Source organism: Photobacterium kishitanii, from assembly GCF_000613045.3.
GTDB classification, from domain to species: Bacteria; Pseudomonadota; Gammaproteobacteria; order Enterobacterales; family Vibrionaceae; genus Photobacterium; species Photobacterium kishitanii.
The window spans coordinates 1218279-1242493 of record NZ_LN794353.1 but is presented as its reverse complement, the minus strand read 5'-3'; the positions used below and the strand labels follow the sequence as shown (position 1 = coordinate 1242493).

General features: G+C 40.0%; 2 protein-coding genes. Both read right to left on the bottom strand.

Annotated features, from left to right (window positions below):
• Positions 1 to 36 precede the first annotated feature (36 nt).
• Positions 37 to 8853 carry a GEVED domain-containing protein gene (locus tag PPBDW_RS20550; RefSeq protein ID WP_036792246.1) on the bottom strand — a complete coding sequence of 2939 codons (8817 nt, stop codon included), beginning with the start codon at positions 8851 to 8853 and terminating at the stop codon, positions 37 to 39.
• Positions 8854 to 9240: 387 nt separating this feature from the next.
• The gene (locus tag PPBDW_RS20545) at positions 9241 to 24069 is read right to left on the bottom strand and encodes a GEVED domain-containing protein (RefSeq protein ID WP_181950658.1); all 14829 of its coding nucleotides are present in this window, start codon (positions 24067 to 24069) and stop codon (positions 9241 to 9243) included.
• Between the last annotated feature and the right edge of the window lie 146 nt (positions 24070 to 24215).

Sequence of the window (24215 nt, the reverse complement as noted above, 5' to 3'; positions counted from 1 at the left end):
ATGTTATTACCTATGCAGATCTTTCTCTTTTTCTACCTATTTCACCGTCACTCGATATGTCACATAGCCTCTTTCAGCGGGCAATAATGTACCCCCGAATTGCCACTCAATACCTCCCTCATAACCCATAGTATTTGCGCCATCAGCTGTTATGATTGAACAAGCTGTAATGCTTGATGGCAGTAACGTGGCTGGTGATGTACAGCTAATGATTTGAGATAATTGACTATACTCTGGCACTGCATCATAAATTCTAACGGTATCAATAGGACCTGAGCCATTATTTATAAAGTAAACCTTATACTCTAAGACATCCCCTGGTAACGCTTGGTTACTGCGACTTTCACCATCAGCTTGGGTGATATTTTTTACTGTTTTCTCTATTTCAAGTTCCCCTGCGCCATTAAAACTTACTTTAACGGTATCAACATCACTCAGTTGACGTGTAACCGTGCTACTGCTAAACACCATATCGGCATTAAGTTGATAGTTATACACCGCATGTAATGGTACATTCTCAGGCACTATCACTTTTACTAATACACACACTTGAGTTGTACCATTTGCACTCACAGCAATTGGATTCGTCACTGGCCCATCAACACCCACATCTAATTCGCCATTACAGTTATCATCAAGGTAAAGGATTTGATTCCAACTGTTGTTTAATGGCGAGGCTTGAGGATTAACGATACTAAAGCTAACATCACCTGCAGTATTGACATTGAATTTATGACTAAAGACCACAGGTACGCCTGGCTCGGTCTCTGTATAATTATCCGGCTCTAATGTTGGTACACTAACCTTACCAAAATCTAATCCGGTTAGACTGTCCCCAGCTTGAGCGATAATACTCATTTCACTATCAGTGATACTCGTATTAGTCACTTGTGGCATACTCGTGACATCACCTTCACTGATATCAATCCATCTTGACTGCGGTACAACACGAATTAATAATGGCTCTCCAGCGAATGTGACTGGAACAACAAACCTATAATCGCCTTTCCCTGTCGTAATCTTGGTATTGATCACATCACCATTGTTGTAACCTGTAATACCAGTGCCGTTATAAACAAGCTCAACAGTAAAGTTACCTAAGCCTTTTTCGGATCCATTAATAAAGCCATCATGTGCAGTACCACCAAGATAGCCATTATCTTCAAACACGGTACCAGTGATAACAATTTGATTGATTAAATTAAATTGGTAGTCCTCAACCTCACCATTAGCAACAGTACCCGTTGGCGTATCACAAAGATCGCTTACGGTACATAAACGGAAACGGATGAAGGTCAGTCCATCAAACCCGCCAGTTGGTCCTGCACTTAATGTCAGTGCCACATTATTATTCCCCGCACTCACAGCTAAGTCATCGAGGACTCTTTCACCTGGATCAGTAAATACACCGTTATTGTTGAGATCAACAAATGCACTTAGGAAGCCATTACCACCTGTTACGGAAACAGGAATCGTGGTTGACGTAGCGACAATAATATCGGCAGGCATAGTAATACCATCTTCATCATCTTCCCCTGTACGATCATCACCCGTTGCATCGTTACTATAAAAATCATGAAGATCTGGATCCCAACGGGTACCTAAAATCAAGTCAGGGGCGCCTGATTTATCTACATCATCATTACGGTGCCCTACTTGTCCATAGGTATCTGGCGCGTCACCTTTATCAACACTGGCAATACAACCAGCAGCATCATGAAAGTTAACCGATGGAATAGTGCTTGGTATTACAAAAGAAGCCTCCGCAGTAATTAAGTTAATACGGTACATACCCACGACATTATTAATGTCATAGTAACCATCCCCAGTTGAGTCGTGATCACCTGCTAATGTAAATGCATATAAATGATTAATATCATCAGTTGCCACTGCGCCAGTAGCAAAATTGGGCGCTTTAGCACCATTAAAGTTTAATGGTGTGGTTGTAACAGCATTAGTATCTGGATTATAAGTATAAAGAGTTGGAGTTGTTGGCTCTGTCTCTGTACCAATATTGCCATTCCCCGTAAGATCTACCGCATAGATTAAACCATCGACTTCAGAAACGGCCCAGTCAGGTCCAATCCTTAATGCACCATTAGGTGCTCCGCCAACCAATTGAGCAGGCAGCTGTTTAACACTAAAGGTCATACTTGGCAAATCAATAATAATCAGGCTATCCCATACACTACTAGCAACATAATATTTAGTGCCATCACGGGACATGGTACCCATATTCACAGGGCCACGTTGGAAAAAGAGCGTTCCGATAGTAGCGGGAAGAGCCGTACCTGTAGAGAAGTTTGCTGTGCCTCCAGAAAGTGCACTAATACTATAGTTACCATCAGAGAAAATTCGACCTCGCGAGCTAAAGCTGGTACCCGTAGTATCAGTCATCATCACTTCCGTATAACCGTTGCTATTATACGTGCCGTACATCATGCCGGTATTTCTATCAAGCGCTAATGCATTTAATCGGAAATAAGAAACGTTATTTTGGATCGCATTAAATTCAAACGTCAGCGGTTGAACTGGAGTGACCGCTGAATAGGTGTAATTATTACCACCATCGGCAGACTCGGTGACATAAAGTTGATCACACACGTTGACTAAGTTTAAATCTGAAATCATGAATTGATGATCTTCAACCTCTCCATCATCAGCTTCACCAATTGGAGTGTTACAGCTGGTATCTGCTGAACAAGCTCTGACACGAATATAGGTATAACCGAGCTCAGCTCCACCAATAACATTAATAGGAGTACTAGAGCTTCCTGCAGTAGCCGTTGGATTATTGATTACCTGCTCACCAGTATCATCCCAATCACCATCTCGATTCCAGTCAATCCATGCGTACAGTTGTAGTCCATTAAGCGTAGACTGTGGATCTTTAGTGATAACAATATCTAAATCAAAACTACCACCGGGTGGTTCCATTGTAGACGATAATGTCACCCCATCTTCATCATTGGTCGTTTCATCTAAATCATCAGCATTGGCTGGGAAGCCTTGCAAGCTTCCATTATCATCATCCCAATTGGTCCCTAAAGTAATATCAATTTGATTATCGCTGTCAGTATCTGCTTTTTTATGGGCAGCACCGCCATCAATCAATGTTGTTTGATAATCGCCCACACCTGTGCCTGCATCAATATCTGGCGCATCACCAAAGTCAAGCAGACTGACCATAATGCGATAATCTTCAACCTCACCATCACTAACTTCACCGAAAGATCGTGGATCTTCAGTACTACCTGTAACTGTATCCGCTAATGCCTCCGTCGTTATTCGTACTCTGAGATAATAAGCATTGCCATCAACCAACGTCGGTAAAGTACTCCAGAGCAATACTTGTGGTTGTTGTAGCGTCCCATTCACGACTGTAATTACACCACCATCAATAAATTCATCTTTATCAAATTTATTATTATTATCCCAATCAATCCAAGCATATAGATAACTGTCTGGGGCGAGCGTATTGGTTGCAACGGCATTAATTGAATAACTTGTCGAACTTAGTAATAAATTGGGCAATAACACGCCGTCTTCATCATCAATACCACCAGCTGGATCACCAACGGTATCATCATCAGTGGCATTGCCATTAGTATCGACACCATCTCCCCACGAAGCAGTATCAAAATCTGGTAGTACAGTACCCAAATAAGTTTGTTCTACTGCAAGTGATGTTTTATGGCTAGCTGATTTATAAGGTAATGGAGCATCACCAAAATCAGGTGTTAAGGACGTCCTCCAGTCCATTTCCACACCATTATGAGAAGGATAATAATTCAATAGAACATTGGTTGAAGTCATAATGGTGCCAGTGGAAGAGTTAACAATCCCTGATTGCCATATAACGGTAGGTGATGGTGGTGGTAAAATCGCATCATCCATACCATCAAAGTTGGTATCAACGCCGGATAATGTTAATCCTGCTTCAGTGGTATCGTTATTTTCTGTATTATCTGAATCAGTATCGCGCCAATCAGGATCATCGGTGCTGTCATTATTATTTGGAGTTAAGCCGTTAGTAGTAAGGTAAGCGGTATTTAAACCATTATTAGCGGTGTAATCAGCAGATAAATCATTATTAGGAACGATATATCCTGCCGTCGTTTGGGCTTCGATGTTATCAGGGATGCCATCATTATCACTATCTAAGTCAAGATGATCAGGAATGGAATCATTATCTGTGTCTACAGTACTACAAATAGGATCACCAGAGCCGTTTAACTCTTGGTAATCTCTTGCAGCTATCGTTATTCCAGTCCAGTTTTCATAGGTTCCTGTCCAGTTTATCTGAGAAAGAACCCCTTCACCAAGAATAGAACCGTCACCTTCAAAGCCGGTAATAACATTTCCAGACTGACTTAAATTACCATTTTGCTTCAATATCTTAACATCTTGTTGGAAGTTATAAGGAACACCAGTTCCACCGCTTCCCAATGACCAAACTTGGAAAATTGGATTTATAATAGGCTTACTAAACGTAAATTGATGAGTTGCAGCATTTAAAGTACGTAAAAAGGTGATTCCTGAAGCGGCAGGGCAATATTCATTAGAGTCACTAAAAAAATTATGATTATAAATATTCTCTGCACTACCTGAATAATTGACGTTTATAATCTCACCATTTAAATTTAAAGTACCTTCAGCGGTATTCGCAGCTGCATTGATAGTTGTCCAATTGATCCAATTATAATCTTGCACGTCGGCACATTCGATATCATCAATCGATGGAGCGCCGCACATTAATCCTTCATCCACATCCAAAATACCATCGTTGTCATCATCGACATCGATATCATCCATCACGCCATCATTATCAGTATCAGTGGTAGATGGATCGACAATACTCGGATGTTCATAAGTAAAGCTAACAGGATAGTCTTCGACCTCACCATCACTAGCAAGCCCTGTAGCTCGAGTATCAGGAGCACTCCCTGTAGCACCTGTTGTTAAAGTATCAGTAGTAATTCGAGCTCGTACATAACGGATGCCAGTGCTTAACCCTGTTAAGCCATTCCAAGTGATATTTTCGGTAGTCGCACCAGTATTGGCAGGAATAGTCGCAGTTTGGTATTCATCGACATCAAAGCTGCCGTTGCCATCAGAATCAAACCATACATGAAGGGTTGCTGTATTAGTTGGGTGAGAATTATTGACATCAACGGCTAAAGTATAAGAAGTATCAGTAGCCACATCTACATCAGGCAGTGAAGCAATACCGTCTTCGTCATCGACACCACCAGTAGGATCATCAACAGTATCATCATCAGTGGCATTAGCATTGTTGTCAGTGCCATCGCCCCAATTGCCTGCATCATAATCAATGGTGGCACCTAATTGCACTGTTTCAGAATTTAAAAAATGTGAAGCGCTGCCATAACTGGTTGGTGCATCACCGTAGTCCGTATCTGTCACTATATACAAATGATCTTCCACTTCACCATCACTTGCATAGCCCCCAATATCACTAGTAGTTACACCATCAGCACTTGGCATTAAACGGGCACGAATGAAGTAATTACCACCAGTAATCGGTGTTAAACCCGCCCAATTTAAGGTGATATCAGTAAGGGTATTGTTGCTGGAAAGACTATTTTGTTCTTGGGCTTCACTGGCTTCAAAGGTACCGCTTTTATCCCAATCTACCCATACAACTAATTGTGCATTAGCTCCCGTATTATTAAACACTTGGGCGGTTATGCTCGCAGTAGTCATACCGGCATTGATAGTGATTACACTGAGTCCATCTTCATCATTATTAACACTGTTATCATCCCCATCAGCTAATGCACTAGCAACTGCGGTCTCTACATCAACATTATTACTCCCCAAATACAATGTTGTACTTTTTTCATGATAGGGACCACCGACAGCAAATGTAGTCTTATAACTTTCTGGCGCATCACCACCATCGAAAATACCACTTTGAACGACCATTATGGTGTAATCTTCTACTTCACCATCGCTAGCAGCACCGAGCTCACTGCTAGTATCAATAGCATCAGTGGTGATCCTAAAACGGGCATAATAAGTGGTGTTATTAACCAGAGAACCTGTCAAATTAAAGGTAAGAGGATAATTTTGTGATGTAGTATTCGGTGACACTACTTGAGAAATACCCTCAGACACTTCAAATTGACCATTACGATTAAAATCAAACCACGCGACTAGATTGGCTGGTGTTGATTTGTTATTGGTCGCGTTGACTGTGACAGTATAAGTATTTTCACCACTAAATGCAGGAGGTAGAGTTACTCCATCATCGACATCACCATCAGCCATTGTTGAAACATAAGCATCTGTTTCTAATGTTGGGGAAGTACCGATATACACGTCGCCATTATTAGTATGATGTGGGCCATTAAATTGATAGGCGGTAGAATAGTTATTCATCAACTGAGCAGCATTAGTATCAGGCGCATCACCAAAATCTAATTCAGTAGTAGGACAGGTTGAATTCAGATTATTTGGATCATTGAGCCAATTATTACGCGCATTGAATGCCGCTGAATCTTCATAATAATCATAAGCAAAATTTGCAAACTCTTGGTAATTAACACTATTACTCACACCATAATGCCAAGTAAAATAATGAACACGCTCACTGGTAGCAAGATATGGCCCTACCTGCGATTTAGGAAATGCATATCCTCCTGTTGATGTCGGGTTATAAGGAATGAGCCATACAACAGCATCTATATTAGAACATGAATCAGAAACAGCTGTCGTTGCATATAAAATACTACGATGATCAATGCCTCGTAATGATGCCATTGTTCCACTTGTAGTAATCGTATTTTGTACTGCCAGACCTCCAGCAGAGGCTGTAGGTGTATGTAATCGAGTCATATTTGATGGACCAGAATAAGCGTTATAAGCGTTTGTTATTGCTCCTGGGTATCCCATTCGATTAACAATATATGAATGTATATATTCATAATTATCAGCTAAACGTCCACCTTCTGTCGTTACCTGTAAGATCCCACCTTGATTACGATAAGCGATTAATGCATCCATTTCGTCGCTCGTATCATACTCAGGCGTACCCGCAGCATTTTTAAAATGTTTAAATAAAATGGTTTGGTAGTCTGTTAACGTAAATTCCGTTGTTAAATCTTGAATAGGTGCGACTTCGTCATGAGTAACATAACCAACACCAAATTTCGCTTCAAAAATTGCGTAAATATCATTACCCGATGAACCACTCACACCTATTTTATGATCTTTTCCAGAAATACCCTGAGTAATCAATAAATGGAACGTGACTTTATGATGGTGATCTTCGACTTCGCCATCACTTGCCATACCTAACGCCCTTTCATCAACATTGGTTGTAGCTGCATTATCAGATTGCGTAACATCTAAATCATCGCTAGTTAAACGCAATCGGATCACAGAATCACCAACGTCACCACCATCACTACCCGATAAATTAGTCCAATTCAGCGTCACGTTGGCATTGTTCGTACCATTAGATACAGTCACAGAGGCCATTTCATCCGCTTGAAATTGCCCATCTAAATCATGATCTACCCATGCATATAAAGTTGCAGGGCTGCCAGTAGTATTAGTTACAGGTACATCTAATGACCATGTTTTCATTGAAGGAGAAAGTACAGGAAGCGTTAAAGTATCCTCATCATCACCGTTTACATCATCACCATCGGCATTTGCTGTTGGCTGACCGTCAGTTTCATCATCAGGCAATGTAGCACCAATGTATAAATTGGCTGAAATCTCATGTTTAGCACCGTTTGAAGCATCATCAGTACCATAAGTATTAGGCGCATCACCAAAATCAAGAAGAGAAGGATCACCTTCATCCTCATCGATAGTTGGAACATCAATAATGGTTAAAATATGATCCTCAACTTCACCATCATTAGCAGCACCAGTAGCACGCTCATCCCAAGCTGTAGCACCATCATCAACTGGCAAAGTATCCGTTGTTATTCGTAGTCGTAGCAGTTGATCGCCATTAGTGACACCAGATAAACCAGTCCAACTAAGCGCTGCGGAACCATTTGAGCTATCATTATTATCAACACAATCGGCCAGTGCATACTCAATTGCTTCAAACTGTTGATTACTATTAAAATCTACCCATGCATAAACAGTTGCCCCCAGATCTTGAGTACCATCATGATCATTACAAGGCACTGAGAGAGAAAAGCTATCTGTTGGAATAGAATGCGTTGTATTTTGATAGGCATCTTCATCATTACTGCCTGAGCTATGTGAGCCATTATTTGTATCGTCAAGATCAGCCGTTAAGGATTGATAATTACCGGCTTCTGTATCGGGTTTTATTGTTCCTAAATAGACAGGACTTTCAACTTGATTTGTTACGTTCCCAAATAATATTTCTTCAACATTATTTAAGTTTAAATATTTATTATTAGGCCATGTTACACGCCATGCATGCGTACCTTGAGATACAACAATATAGTAGCTTTGGTCGTGCCCAAGAACTAATCTATCATACCCGTCACCACCTGAATAACTTGCTCCTTGCGCCAGTAAATTATTATTAATAACAAGCATATCATTTTTATTAGCACCATTCGCATTACTATTATTTGGCATATTCTCATATGTCCAAGTAATGCCATCAACAGCAGGTAATAAGTTACTATTAACTACAACATCAGTAACTGTTCCGCCGGGGATATATTTATGGCGAGCGCCATCATTTGTAAGTAATGTTGATGGAGTAGTATTATTTCCATCATCAATTGCATCACCAAAATCGTACTCTTCTGCTGTAGCAAAGATAGAAGCAGAAAAAACTATCGATAAAAAAATAGTAAAATTACAAAATAAAGCATAACAATATGACATACCGAAATTCCATATTTATTTTTGTTAGATACAATTGATATCTAAATAGGAAATAAACTTGTATTTATATATTAAGTAATAATTACGCTGTTTATTAAAAATAACACATTCAACAAAATTAATAGCTCGCCAACCTAAAAATTATAATTATCATTTATATATTGGTATATAATACGACCAGAAACCACAGACAGCATGTGTTAAAAATAAATCTTTATCTCTTATTTAAAATAGCACACACCCAATGTTTCAATTATTAAAATCAAAACAATAATGAGTAAATCATATCTTAATAATATTAAAAAACATTATTACCACCTAATCCACTTATATCAAAGCCATGATTTTAATCAATTTAAATAAATCATTTTAAAATTAATTAAATTTTTATTTCACTATTACTCGATAGGTTACATAACCACTTTCACCAGGTGCTAACGTACCCCCTAATTGCCATTCTATACCACCCTCATAACTCATGGCATTAGTACCATCAGTCGTTATGATTGAGCAACTCACTATACTTGATGGCAATAATGTCTCTGGTGATGTACAACCAATAACTTGAGATAAATAACTGTACTCTGGTACTGCATCATAAAGCTTAATCGCAGTAATTGGGCCTGAACCATTGTTGATAAAGTAAATTTTATATTCTAGCTCATCACCCGGTATCGCTTGATTACTGCGGCCTTCAGTACCATTGGTAGTGATATTCTTCACCGCTTTCTCTATTTCAAGTTCACCCGCACCGTGGAAACTTACTTTAATCGTATCCACATCACTCACTCGGCGGGTTTCGCTGGTATTGGCAAAGGCTAAATCGGCATTAAGTTGATAATTATACACCGCATGTAATGGCACATTATCCGGTACTATCACTTTCACTAATACACACACTTGGGTATTGGTATCAGCATTAACCGCTGTTGGATTGGTCACAAAGCCATCCACACCAGCATCTAATTCGCCATTACAATTGGCATCAAAATACAATATCTCATTCCATGGATAACCTGCTGGTGACGCTTGTTGATCGCTAATACTAAAGCTAACATCACCGCTAGTATCAACATCAAACTTATGACTAAACAGCACCGCTAAACCCGGCTCTGTTTCCGTGTAGTTATCCGGCTCTAACGTTGGAACGGTTACTTTACCAAAATCAATATTCGTTAAGTAATCACCCGCTGTCGCCGTGACTAGCATTAAACTATCGGTCAGTGAGCTATTAATAACTTTACCGACTAAATTCAAGGCCGGATCTGTCACATCTGATTCAGAAATATCAACCCACGCAGCTTGTTTAACCACTTGCACTTCAATCGGCTCACCCGCTAATTCAACCGGTATAACAAGGGTATAATTACCATCGCCTCCCGTTACGGTCGAGGTAATCACTTGATTGGTCACATAACCACTAATACCTGTGCCTTTATAGATAGCATTAACAACAAAGTTAGCGAGTCCTCGCTCATCACCTTCTTGTTTGCCATCATGCGCTGTGACCCCACCTTTACCATTATCTTCAAATACCAATCCATTCAGTACAATTTGGTTGATCAAATTAAATTGGTAATCTTCCACTTCACCATTATCAACCAACCCTGTTGCAGTATCACAAACATCAGCAGTATCACACAGACGGAATCGAATAAAGGTATCGCCATTATAACCATTGGTATATGCCGCATTCAGGGTCACTGGGACATTATTCACCCCATTGGTAACGCTATAATCATCAAGGACTAATTCACCAGGGTCAGTAAAGACACCGTTATTATTTAAATCCACAAAGACATTTAACCGACCGCCACTACCCGTCATATCACTGATTGTAATCGGGATAACAGTTGCGGTTGAGACAATAATATCGGCTGGCATCGCAACACCTTCTTCATCATCCTCACCCGTTATATTATCGCCTGTGGCATCATCACTGAAGAAGTCATGAATATCTGGATCCCAACGCGTTCCTAGAATTAAATCAGGACTACCACTGAGTGCTACATCACGATTACGGTGCCCTGCTTTACCGTAAGTTTCAGGGGCATCGCCACGATCAACACTGGCAATACAACCAGAGGCATCATGTTGAGATAATAAGCCATCACCACTACCGACAACATACGAAGCTTGATTGGTGATCATATTAATACGATAAAGCCCCATCTGATCGAAGAGATCATAGCTACCATTATGATTCGAGTCATGATCTCCGCCATTAGTCATAACATATAAATGATTAAGATCATCTGTCACAACAGCCCCGCTCCATAAATTCGGCGCTTTACCATTGAAAATAAGATCAGTTACAACAACCGTATTTGCAACAGGATCTAGCGCATACAATTTAGGTGTGGTTGGCTCTGCTTCTATAAACGTAAAGCCATAATCAAAAGCATTACCAGTAATATCAGCGGCGTAAATCAAGCCATCAATTTCAGAAACAGCCCAATCGGCACTTATACGTAATGCATCAGACGTGGTATTGATCATCGCTGCAGGCGTTGGTTTAGCCTCAAAAGTCATACTGGCTAAATCAATCACTAAATAACTATCCCATGTACTATGCGTAATATAATATTTAGTACCATCACGGGATAATGAGCCCGTATTTGGAGCAAAGAATGTATTCTGAATAATAAATCCTTCTAATAATGCCAATGTATCACCAGCATTAACTGTTCGTGAATTACCATTACTGATATGACGTAAAGTATATGAACCTGCTGAGCGCACCACACCTAATGGAATAAAATTAGTGCCTAATGTATCAGTCGCTAATAGGGCTAATTTGCCAGCGCCATTACGATAAGTCATGTATAAAATACCGGTATCGCGATTAATCGCCAATGAATTCAATCCAGTATAAGTCACACCTGTTTTTATATTATTGAAGTTAAAGCTTAAAGGTGGGACGGGTGTTACCGAGGCATAAGTATAATTAGGGTCAGTAACCGCTTTTGTGACATAAAACTTATCACAAGTACTGGTCGTCACGAGATCTGAAACAAAGATTTTATAATCTTCCACTTCACCATTTGGCGCTTCGCCTACAGGGGTATTACATTCAGTACTAGAACAAACACGTACCCGCATATAGGTATAACCCATGCTAGCACCTGGTGGTACCGTCACTGGATAGGTTAATCCGGTGTTCGCCGTAACCGCAGCGGCACTAACAATCTGCTCTCCAGCATCACTCCAATCACCATTACGATTCCAATCTATCCAAGCATAAACATTAACAGTGGTTAAATCAGAGCCAGGATCTAGCGTGGTCGAGATCGTGATATTTTCATTAGTACCTGGTTTCATCGTCGTATTCAACGTGACACCATCTTCATCATTGGGGGTATTGGTTACATCATCGGCAGTGGCAGATGAATCTTGTAAAGTACCATCATCAGTATCCCATTCGGTACCTAGCGTAATATCAACTTGGTTATTTTCATCAAAATCATAACGTAAGTGCGCTGCACCATTATCATCGTTACGAGTGTTATAGTCGGCAGTCGTTGTACCCGCCGCACCATCAGGTGCATCGCCATAGTCATACTCACTAAATGTAATAGTTTGCTCTAAAATACATACTTTCTGAAGATTCTTAGCCCCTCCCGTCGCGCCAGTAAAGCCATAATAAACATTACTATCACCATTAAAATCAAGATTAATGAAATCACGGGTCAAGGTCTCTTTTAACATGCCGTCAAAGTAATAAGTGAATATGTTTGTAGTCGGATCCCAATCAAGAATAACTTCATGATATTGACCATCCTCAATATTACCCAAATCATACGTTGTTGCTCCGATTCGAGTAAATGGTAAGGCAGCAGGATCATAAATAGCGGTGTGATCATTTGAAATATCAAGATAAGATGAAAATGGTCCATTTGGATAAGTATCAAAATCAATCGTAACGGCAGGATCTAACCCTTGAGAGCCGAGTCCTCCCCCTAATACACCTAATGCTTGATTACCTGCAGGATCATTCTGCATAGTAAAAGTGACCCCATCAGCACCAGCGTCGTTACTACCAAGATAAATACCAAAACGGACTCTAAATGCTGATGCTAAATCAAATTTATCTGTCGTCCAAAAACCACCACGTTGACTATTTGCATCAGGGGTAATAATAATTTCATTAGTGCTATTATCCACATATGAATTAGCGCCTGTTACGATGCGGAACTGTGAACCTAATGGTAGGCAACTCAGATCTGTCAGTGCAATACGGTGATCTTCCACTTCACCATCATTTGCTACTCCAGTAACCGTATTACAATCACTGCTATTCGTACAATAACGCGTTCGCGTCCAAAAATTAGTCCCTGTGGCTGAACTGGATGTAGGAATAGGTAAAATATTATTACCCGCAGTTACTGCCATATCATTAATTGATTGTTCGCCACTATCGTTCCAGTCACCATCGTTATTCCAGTCAATCCAGACAGAGATATAGCCATCATGGGTCGCATCTAATTCAATATTCGACCCCGCCATATTTAAACCCGTACTTTGGATTTGGTTATACAACTTAATAGTAGAGCCTGTTTCATCATCGCCATTACCACCACTCCCAACTGCTAAATTATCACCATCAGGTGTGGTGTAATGTGTTGAGTCAACATCAACAGACGTTCCTATATAATTTGCACGTACATAGTGGCTTGCCATTCCACCAGCAACATACGTCATCGGTGCATCACCATAATCTTTCGTTGATATGGCATGATCTTCTATTTCACCATTCGGTGCTTGAGTATCAATATCGCTTTGTAACAAAGTCTCTGTAGTAATCCGCAAGCGAACATACATTTCTCCAAAACCGCTATCATCAGCAACAGTAAAATTGAGCGTTGCAGAACCGTTAGATATGGCATCAACATCATTACAAGGTGCAGAAATAAACTCACCACTACCGGATAAATCACCATCAACATTAAAATCAACCCAACCGTATACCACCGATCCTAAATCAGTAGTGCCATCATGATCATTACACATCACATCAAGCGTTAACGTGCCACTACCTCTGGTATACATTGGTGCCGTCGTAAAGGCATCTTCATCATCTGGAACCCCTTCGATATCATCACCAGTAGCGTTACCAGTATTATCAATACCGCTACCAAAACCATCAATATCAACATCAGCAACAACAGCACCCAAATAAATATATGGACTGCCCGTTGCATGACGTGGTCCATTATTAGCCGCTAGGGTATTAAAGCCTGCACTTTCTGGCGCATCACCATAATCATATTCAACCTCTAACGTCAGTTGATAATCTTCAATTTCACCATCATTAGCTAAACCATGTGGCGTTGAACAATTGGTGCTATCACGACAAATACGTACCCGTAAATAACTAATACCGGGAACAACATCACTTGGTACGGTAAAGGTTAAGGCTTGATCTGTATCGTCGTCAGCAGCAATTAATGAAATAGGCGTGGCTGCTTCTGTTGCAGCATCAAATACACCATTACGATTAAAATCAATCCAACCATATAAGGTTGCGTTAGCATCAGTATGTACTCGAGTAATTAACTGAACAGGGACGCTTGGTTGAGCGGTTATAATTGTTGGAATCGTCACCCCATCTTCATCATCATTGACCCCTGCGACGTCATCATCAGTAGCTTTACCCGTATTATCGATACCATCAACAAAGCCATTAGCTTCATCATCAGGTGCAATAGCACCTAAATAGACAACAGGAGTTACTTCAACAATATGAAGTGGCCCTACACCTTCACCGTTGAGATCGACTCGATCAGTACCATAACTATCGGGGGCATCGCCTAAGTCACCAAGCCCAATCGCTAATAGATAATCTTCTACTTCACCATCACTGGCACCACCCATCCAATCGCTACTGGTTAATGTATCTGTTGTTAGACGTACCCGCATATAACTCATCCGGTGCGGCGCAAGCGTAACACCACTGAGTCCCGTCCAAGTCAGCGTAAATTGGCCTTGATTCGTTCCAGTTGGAACTGTAGTCGATTGAGCTTCGCCACTATCAAATTGATTATTTTGATTAAAATCAACCCATGCCCATAGATTAGCCTCAATACCGCTATTATTAGTCGCTTCGATAATAGTGCTGTACTCTGAAGCACCTATCGCAACAGGACGTAAGATATTAATACCATCTTCATCATCTGGGCTGGTATTGGCATCATCACTACGAGCGAGAATATCGGGGATCGCATCCGTTTCACCGTCTGCGACTTGATCACCAAGGAATAAGGTTGGAGTAACAACATGATAGGCACCGTTGGTTGCCAAGGCTGTTTGATATTCATCGAGTGCATCACCAAAATCAACTTCACCGACCACAATACGGTGATCTTCCACTTCACCATTAGTTGCAGAACCGTAAGAGCGCGGATCTTCATTACTGCCAGTTACGGTATCGGCTAATACATCGGAAGTGATACGAACACGTAAATAGTAATTCCCATCACTCAATCCTGATAGTGATGTCCATGTCATCGGTTGTGATTGAGTACTAGTCCCATCGATGATAGTAATCACCCCACCATCAATAAACTCATCTTTATCGAAACGATTATTTTTATCCCAATCAACCCATGCATATAGATAACTATCAACACCTAATGTATTGGTAACCATCGCATCAACGCTATAAGTCACATCAGTAGCATCAAGTTTAACAAAGGCAATACCATCTTCATCATCTACTCCACCAGCAGGATCACCCCAAGTATCGTCATCTCTTGCAATAAATGAGATATCTGAACCATCGCCCCATGAACCACTATCGCCATCAGGTTTAACTGTACCTAAATAAGTCTGCTTAGCAGCTAATGAAGTTGTATGACTCACATCTTGATAAGGTGCTGGTGCATCACCGTAATCGGGCATTAGTGAGGCACGCCAATCGACTTCTACGCCATTATTGGAAGGGTAACGATTAAGAAAATCAGTTGATGAAGTAATTATTGTATTAACAACAAAATTAACACGCCCCCATTCAGTTGCGGGTGGTGGTGGAAGGATTGCGTCATCAATGCCATCAAAATTACTATCAGTACCTGATAAGGAAAAACTAGCCTCTGTAGTATCGTCTGTTTCTGTATTATCAGAATCAGAATCTAGCCAATCTGCATTATCTGAACTATCGGTATTAACGGGTGTAAGACCTGCACTAACCGTCTCGTCCATATCAGAGGTATCAGCATCATAAACATCATCTAAGCCATCTTGATCAAGATCTGTAATAAGATGGCTCTCATTACTTGGCTGAATATAATTTGCAGTTGCTTGAGCCTCAAGATTATCAGGAATGCCATCATTATCACTATCTAGATCAAGGTGATCTGGAATCGAATCCTTATCGGTGTCGATAGGCACACATAGTTGTACCGTTGAGGTAACAAAAACATTACCGTTTTGATGAACCGGATAAATATTTCTATATGCAATAACTAATTCATCACCAGCTGCCAACGTAACTGGAACATCAATGGTGTTAGAACCTGAATAATTAGAACCACCATGGCCAATCACTACCCCATTAACTGCAATCGCATTATCTTCATCAGTACTACTCAAGCGGAAATTATAATTTCCTGCCATATTATTTGGTATCGTCGTTGTAAACCTGAATACATTCGAATCAGGCCCATTCCCTGAACTAAACCCATTCTGATAAACAATATTGGTTAACCCAACGGTGGTATCAACAATATTTTTAGCATATTGTGTTGTCCCCCCGCCTAAAACAATATCCATTGGGTGGGTTGCGCCAACTTTATCGTATACGCCTGTTGCAACAATACGGTTGGCTTGATAAGTCCCTAATATCCAAGTTGTATCTGCTTTTACACGATAAGCAGCAACATCACTTAGACCATTTGATATATCATAATTAACCGCACTGTATTGTAAAAATTCTGAACCATCAAAAGGATCCGTTGCATTGAGCATTTCATTACAATCAGTAATGCCATCATTATCATCATCAATATCAATATCATCCATCACACCATCTTTATCAGTATCCGTTGTACTTGATGATGTAGAACTTGGATGTATGTAATTGAATGTGATGGCATAATCTTCTACTTCACCATCCGTTGCCAAACCAATTGCACGTGTATCAGGATTACTACCTGTTGCTAGTGTTGTAAGACTATCAGTAGTAATACGAGCACGGACATAGCGTGTGCCTGCTGTCATCCCACTTAATCCAGACCACATAATATTTTCTGAGGTAACGCCAGTTGCGGCAACAATCATCGCTGTCTGATATTCATCAACATCAAACGTACCACTGCCATCACTGTCTAGCCATACATGTAAAGAAGCATCTAATGTTGGGTGAGAATTATTAACATCAATCGTCAAGCTATAAGAATTATCACTGCCTACCTCAATATCAGGTAAAGTCGCAATACCATCTTCATCATCCACACCGTTAATCGGATCGCCAATGGCATCATCATCACTAGCATCGCCATTATCATCAATGCCATTACCCCAATCACCTGCATCTAAATCAACAACTGTACCAAGTTGAATCGTATGAATCCCAATATTATGTGATGCACTACCATAACTAGCAGGAGCATCACCATAATCAGCATCTTTAACATACAACAGATGATCTTCAACCTCTCCATTAGAGGCATAACCACCGACATCCGCAACCGTTAGACCATCACTGGTAGGCATTAATCGTGCGCGAATAATATAGCGTCCACCAGATATAGCCGGGGTAATTCCAGTCCAATTTAAGACGGTATTTGACACAGTATTATTACTGACTAAGCCATCTTGAAGTTGCGCTTCACTAGCCTCAAAAGTACCGCTGCGATCCCAATCAATCCAAACGATTAATTGAGCATCATTACCTGTATTATTAAATACATTGGCCGTGAGAGTGTAATTAGTATCACCACTGTTCATGGCAACAAGCGTTAAGCCTTCTTCATCACTATTAACTAAATTATCATCCGCATTAGCTGATACACTCGCTATAGCATCTTCACCATCAACGTTATTTGCCCCTAAATACAATTGTGCACTGTGTGTATGATATGGGCCGCCACTACTATAAGTCGTTAAATAAGTATCAGGTGCATCACCACCATCATGAGCAGCCGTTGCTATTGGTGCCACAATAACTAAATGATCTTCAACTTCACCATCACTAACATCATTGCTAGCATTAATCACCGTTAAATTATCTGTTGTGATACGAATTCGTAAATAATGGTCACCAACGGTAAGTGCCGATGTTGGGAACGTAAGTATTACTGCTTTATTTAATTCGCCGCTGTTTACTGTCACTATTTGCGCTTCATCAGCATCAAATATGCCATTTTTATCACTATCAAACCATGCTATTAGCGTTGCAGGATCAGTTGTACTATTCGTTGCATTAACAGTAAATAAAGCCGCTGTATCACCTTCCGTTAAATGTGGTCGTATGGTTAAGCCATCTTCATCATCAATACCACCACTTGGATCATCGATAGTGTCATCATCACTGGCATTCGTATTGTCATCGATACCATCTCCCCAAGACCCACTGTCTTTATCGGGTTGCGTCGCACCTAAATAAACTTGTGCTAATCCTAACCGTAAATCATGAGAAGCTTCACCATAAGTGGTAGGCGCATCGCCATAATCACGGCCATTAGAAGAGCGCCACAGCATTTCTGTACCGTTATCAGGATAATGACTTAGTGGGTTACTAATATTGGCATTCATTGGTCCCCACACACCAGAAACAGGTGGAAGAACGGCATCATCAATACCATCTAAATTACTATCGACTCCCGATAGGACAGAAGTTAAGCCAGCCTCCTCTGTATCATTCGTTTCAGTATTATCAGAATCAGTATCGCGCCAATCTGGCTCATCTATCGCGTCATTATTGTTTGGCGTAATACCATTTTGGCCATAGGTAGCTGTAATATAAGCACTATTTAAACCATCATTAGCGGCATAGGTTCCATTTGAATCAGGATTAGGTTGAACGTATCCAGCCGTCGTTTGCGCCTCAATATTATCGGGAATGCCATCATTATCACTATCTAAATCAAGATGATCCGGAATACCATCAAGATCAGTGTCAATGACTGCCACATAGTCCTTAATTGCAAAATCAACACCACACAATGCATAATCATTACCACCGCCACTATTATTACTGCCACTCGCCACAAAATTATTTTTAATGGCCAGCATTGATAAAGGCTCATTTACTGTCGGCGTATAATCAAAGGTATAGTAATTCTCACCTCCGATAATAGTTTCATTCGGATTAATCGCGGTACCATTTATCACTCCCTGTGTTTTAGTCATCACACCTTGGGACATTAACGCTCGTAATTGATAAGTAACTCCAGCTTGTAGCGTTACCGTCGGTAAATAACTATTTAATACTCGATAGAAATTATTATTAAAGGCGTGTGCACCACCGCCACTAGGTGGTGGACAACGTGTACTGGTCGTATCAAACTCATTACACAGCGTGAGATAACCATAAAAACGCCCGCTCGAACAACTTCCGCCATAATTTCTCCACATATTATTAACTTGTGAATGACCTGAACTGCCCATACCATGCTGCTCTGCACATGCTAATGGGCTACCTGATGGATTTGAATCACCAACACCACCGACATGAGCTGGAGAACCATAATTACCATCACCAGTATGTTTAACTAATGGACACTGATTAGGATCGCTTGGATTAACGGCTTCAAAATAATCAACATACAGATAATTAGGATCGTTATTCATCTCATCGACATCTAAAATACCGTCATTATCATCATCAATATCAATATCATCAGTCACACCATCTAAGTCCGTATCCGTCGTTGTTGGTGTAGTAATACTTGGATGGGTATAAATCACGGGTAATTGATAATCCTCCACTTCACCATCATTCGCTTGAACAATTGCGCGAGGATCAGGATCGCTACCCGTTGCTGTCGTGGTTAAATTATCTGAGGTGATCCGTGCTCTAATATAGCGAGTACCATATTTAGGGAAAATGCTATTCCATATAATTGTTTGATTATTAGTACCAGAGCTAGCTGCTACTGTGGCTGTTTCCAACTCATCAACATCAAAAGTGCCATTGCCATCACTATCAAACCACATATATAAAGTTGCTGGTGCACTATGATTATTCGTCACACTAATATCGACATTGAGACTATTATCATCAGCGTTAAGACTTGGCAGAGATCCTATGCCATCTTCATCATCAACTCCGGCAATTGGATCGTTAGATGTATCATCATCTGTAGCATTACTATTATCATCAATGCCATCGCCCCAATTACCAGAGTCTAAATCTAATAACACACCGAGCTTAATATCATTACTACTGGCTAAATGTGAGGCACTACCAAAACTTACGGGGGCATCACCATAATCAGCCCCTAGCACTTGCACCATATAATCTTCAACTTCACCACCATTGGCATGACCAAACCATGCATTTGCTGTTAACGAGGTATTCGCAAGACGCACCCGTAACGCAACAGGACCGGTAGTCAATGAAGTAATATTATTCCAAGTTAAGGTAATTTTATTGGTGAGATTGTTACTACCTGAAGGATAATTATTAGGGTTGAAAGGAGAATTTGTAAACGGGAGTCCATTAATGTTATCAACTACTTCGTTACTACTAAATTGACCATCGCCATTAATGTCTAACCATGCGACGAGTGTTGCCATTGAACCAGAAGAGTTATTTGCTGTAATATCAACGCTATAACTTGTATTAAGCGCATCATAAAAAGCTAATGGCTTAGTAATACCCGTTTCATCATCCGTAACAGTATCATCATCAGTAGTGGCATTAGGATTAGGCACAACACTGTATTCTGAATCAATATTATTTGCACCTAAATATAACCCATTGGAATAAGTATGTGTTGGACCATTATTGACTATAGTTGTCTGATAAGTATCTGGCGCATCACCTAAATCAATTTTATTCGTCGCTGATAATAAATAATCTTCAACCTCACCATTAGCAGCAAAACCAAGCGAACGCTCATCGAATGTCGTACCTGTATCATCAATTAATACCTCGGTAGTCAGACGTAAGCGCACACCATATTTGATACCATTAGATGTCGCGACATCATTAATCCAACTTAAGGTATAGGTTTTAGTTCCACTACTCGCAGGTATCAATTGAACATTATTAGGTAAGGTAACAGCTTGTTGAATCAGCTCATCAGGTTCAAAGGCACCATCACGATCCCAATCAATCCAAGCATATAAATAAGCATTTTTGGTTGAATTATTAGTAACAGATATATTGGCTTGATAGCCCGCACCATTACTTAGTACTGGTAATATTGGTGACAGTAAGCCATCTTCATCATTGATACCATCAAGGTTGTCACCATCAGCATTGGTCGATTGTAAAGAAACATTATCAGCATCGGGGGATTGGCTACCTAAATATATTGTCGGTAATCCATCAGTACTGTGATGTGCGCCATTATTACCCAAATCAGTTTGATAATTACCGACACCAGTATTATTGTTGATATCAGGTAAATCGCCTAAATCAATACTACCAAGCAATACAGCATAATCCTCAACTTCACCATCACTGGCTGCACCATTACTATTAATAACCGTTAGTGGATCAGTGGATAAACGAAAACGTAAATAGCTATTACCCGCCGTTAGATAACGTAGCTGATTATTATTAAAGGTATAGGTATAAGCGCCGTTTTGTCCTGTGGTTATCGTAACAACTTGCCCTTCAATCGCATCAAACGTGCCATTGCGATTAGCATCAATCCAACCGACTAAATAAGCAGGATTACCGGTGGTATTACGTACAGTTAATTCAACAGCATACGAAGTACTATTCAACGCAATAGGCGTTAACATCGATGTCAGTGCATTTTCATCATCACTGCCACTATTATCATCACCCAATGCATCATTTGACGCTTGATCTGAAGTGTCATTATCAATCGTTGAATTACCCAGATATAAATTCGCAGTGTTATTAATTAAGTGATATGCACCACCCAATGACGGATCAATACCATAGCTATCAGGCGCATCCCCTAAGTCAATATCATTTATTACAATTAAGTGATCTTCTACTTCCCCTGATCCATCAAAACCTAGCGACGATACATCAGTAATATTAGTGATAACTCGATTAATTAAGCGTAAACGCATAAATAAATGAGTACTATTACTTGGCGAAATATTATCCCACTCAAGTTCAGTATTAACTTGTGTCACTCCCGATGGGATTTGAACTAATTGCCCTTCACTATCTTCAAATTGTCCATTTCGATTAAAATCAATCCACCCCACTAATGTTGCTGTCGATCCAGTATTATTAGTCGTAGGAATATAAATTTTATAATCAGTTGACGCAATTTGAATAGGTATTAATGTCATACCGCCTTCATCATCCGTTCCATCACTGTCATCAGAAATTGCATTTAGATCTTGCAATAAGCCACTATCAATATCGGCAGGCGTTGTACCAATATATAAATGAGGATCAATAAGGTGAGCTGGGCCGAGGTTAGATTCCTTGGTCTGATAATTATTCATAGCAGCTAACGCTGATGTATCGGGCGCATCACCATAATCAGCGGCAGGGTAAGCATCTGTTCGCCAAAGGACTTCTGACACAGTTGCAGCTTGAGGATAAAACGCAAGAAAATCTGCGGAAGTATTAACCGTTAAATTAACAATACCAGGCCCCCAAACGCCGGGGGCTGGCGGGGGTAATATATTGTCATCAATACCATCATGATTTAAATCATTGTGTGTTATCGACACCGCAGATTCACTCTCATCCGAACCTAAATCGTTATCGGTATCTAAATCACGCCAATCAGGCTCATCAATGCCATCAGTATTTTCTGGAGTAAGCCCACCAGCATAAGCGGTATCAAGCCCGTTAGCATCATAAATACCACTGGGAGGGATGTAACTATTGGTTGGTTGCGCTTCTAAGTTATCTGGTATGCCATCATTATCAGAATCTAAATCAACATGATCAGGGAGCCCATCACCATCAGTATCATATTGAGCACAATAATCAGAGGCTGTAAATAACCCAACTTCACGGACTTGATAATAAGGAGCAGCACCACCAGTACCAGGTCCTTTCCACGGTGCTTCAATAATAAAATACGCAATATCTGTATACAGCTGACTAAAAGTATACTGTTTTGTCACATTTGAAGTGGTATACAAGGGCGTGAAAGTTTCAGTACCTAATAAATCGTCATTGCTATTATATAACGAGATCTTGGCTTCCTTAATACCATCACCATTGTATACACCGTCACCATGAGCACCGTAGTCATTCGCTAAAGAAAAGCCATCTGCCGCTAAAGGTGCCACTAAATTGAAGGTAAATTTAATAGGAAGACTCTGATCAGTCCAAGTGAATGGTTGCCAACCCGATGAAGGATTACCATCAACCCACTCATAAGGCTTAGGTTGACCATAAGGTGTAGCCGCTACATTTTCGATATCTACATGTGAAAAATAAGCAGGACCAATATAATTTGTTCCAGCTGCAACACAAAATGCATCACGCTCAATGGTATCTAAAATACCGTCATTATCATCATCGACATCCACATCATCCATAACACCATCACCATCAGTATCAGTGGTACTAGGATCAATTTTCGTAGGATGAATATAACTGGCATCGTGAGAAAGAATTGCCGGATATGATTGATAAAAAAGCGGAACTTGTGATAATTTTAATACTGACATATGAGTTACATATTCTAAATCCCAATCACCACCTAATTCAGTAAGACCGGTTTTATCATCAGACGCGGCGACAGTCACCCCCGTGTATTTTGCAAATAAATCAATTAACGCTTTACCTTCCAGTGTCTTGGCAATATCACAACCTAATAAATTGATATGGGCATCAGCTGGTAAATATTGACCGAATTTATTAAGTTTTGGTTGATAACGTTCAATATTATCTATCGTTATTATATCTTGTCCGATAATTATTTTTTGTTTATCACTATGAATAAAAATATCTATCACAGTAACATTACTTTCTTTTGTTATTTTATCGAGCAATTGATCAAAATTAGATATTTCATGGACGACTATTCCATTTTCTTTAAAATAAGATTTTTCTGATAATTCAGAATCAATAAATACCATCCTTTTATTAGACAAAGAAGAACCATGGGAATTATTTTCAGTAAAATAAAATTTATTACTGAAATTTAAAAACAAATAAGACAATATAAGAGTGATAGCAATAACTACCCAATTTTTATTGATTCTTAACATGTCAAATCCCTATAGATGATACTCCCGTC

Bases quoted from the DNA above. Each gene is read 5' to 3' on its own strand.
- PPBDW_RS20550 (WP_036792246.1), bottom strand. From the start codon at position 8,853: ATGTCATATTGTTATGCTTTATTTTGTAATTTTACTATTTTTTTATCG.